Raw genomic sequence first — 1624 nt, forward strand, 5'->3', positions numbered from 1 at the left:
GGGGGCGGCGACCCGCCCCCGGCGGGCCACCGGGACGGAGGGGCCCACCCCCAGGACGAAGGGGAACGGCGCGGAGCGGCCGGGGGGGGGCCCCCCGGCGGGGAAGCCGGGCCCGGGCCCCGGCCCGGGGCCCCCCGACCCGCGGACCAGGCGCCCCCCGGTGCGGCGCCCCGTCGCCCGCCATGAAGGGCGGCGGCGGGCGACGAGCCGCGGCACTGGGGGCCGCATGTCCGGCTGTCGGTGCGGCTCGGCGACGGCTCCTGGCTCAGCTTCACCGGCGGCGAGCCGCTGCCCGGCCCGTTCGGCATCGTCCGCTTCGTGCTGTGGATGGGCGCCATCGTCGCGGTGATCCTGCTGGTGTCGCTGCTCGCCGCCCGCCGGGTGACGGCGCCGCTGGCCGGCTTCGCCGCCGCCGCCGAACGGCTCAGCGTCGACGGGCAGGCCGATCCCCTGCCGGAGGAAGGCCCGCGCGAGCTGCGCGCCGCCACCCGCGCCTTCAACCGGATGCAGGCGCGCCTCGCCCGCTTCGTCGCCGACCGCACCCAGATGCTGGCGGCGATCGGCCACGACCTGCGCACGCCGATCACCCGGCTTCGCCTGCGCGCCGAGCTGGTCGACGATCCGGAGATGCAGCGCCGGATGCTGTCCGACCTCGACGAGATGGAGGCGATGATCTCCGCCACGCTGGCCTTCGCCCGCGACGACGCCCAGCGCGAGCCGCGCGGCCGCTTCGACCTTGCCGACCTGTTGCAGAGCCTGTGCGACGACCGCGTCGACGCCGGCCATCGCGCGCTCTACGACGGCCCGGCCCATGCGGTGGCGGAGGGCCGCACCGTGGCGCTGCGCCGGGCGCTGGCCAACCTGATGGACAACGCCATCAAGTATGGCGGCGGCTTCACCGTCCGGCTGGAGACCGGCCCGGACGGCAGCCAGCATCGCAACGCCCTGATCCACATCGACGACGACGGCCCCGGCATCCCGGAGGCGGAGTTCGAGAAGGTCTTCGCCCCCTTCTACCGGCTGGAGCGCTCCCGTTCGCGCGACACCGGCGGGGTCGGGCTGGGCCTGTCCACCGCCCGCAGCATCATCCGCGGCCATGGCGGCGACGTGACGCTGGCGAACCGCGCGGAAGGCGGCCTGCGCGCGACGGTGACGCTGCCGCTTTGATCTCCCACCCCCGAAATTTCGGATAGAGTCATCCTTTCGCCACGGTCGGGAGACAAATAATCGTCGGCCCCCGACCGGCCTTCCGGCCGGGCGGCTGTGAGCGTATGAGGATCGAAGCGGGAACGTTTCCCGCACTCCCCACACAGACCTGACAGGGCCAGCGAGCGCGCCGTGACCGCCGACCGACCGGACCACCATACGGACCCGGACCAGCGCAGGGCCAGCCAGCTCTACGCCGGCCCCCGCCCGATCCGCACCCGCGAAGACCCGTCGCCGCTCGACCGGCTGACGGCTGGCGAGTTCGCGCGCCTGTTCGCCGCCAAGGCTTTCGAGCTTGCCCGCGACCGGCTGGCGGCGGCCCCGGCCCCGCCACGCGCCGCGCCCGCCCGCCCTGCCCACCCGCCGGGGGGGCGGCCGGGGCGGGGTGGCGCGCAGCGCACGCGGGCAGCGGCGGCGG

The 1624-nt window shown here is 76.2% G+C and carries 1 protein-coding gene and 1 pseudogene; both read left to right on the top strand.

Translation table 11 applies throughout. The features are described 5' to 3' along the window. Positions 1-240 precede the first annotated feature (240 nt). A complete protein-coding gene (locus GBZ48_RS35785) occupies positions 241-1167 on the top strand; it encodes an ATP-binding protein (protein ID WP_343049812.1) in 927 nt (308 codons plus the stop codon). Between the two features lie 171 nt (positions 1168-1338). Then, positions 1339-1624 (top strand): annotated as a pseudogene (locus GBZ48_RS35790) (hypothetical protein); the annotation flags it as partial.

This window comes from Azospirillum melinis, assembly GCF_013340935.1.
Taxonomy (GTDB): domain Bacteria; phylum Pseudomonadota; class Alphaproteobacteria; order Azospirillales; family Azospirillaceae; genus Azospirillum; species Azospirillum melinis.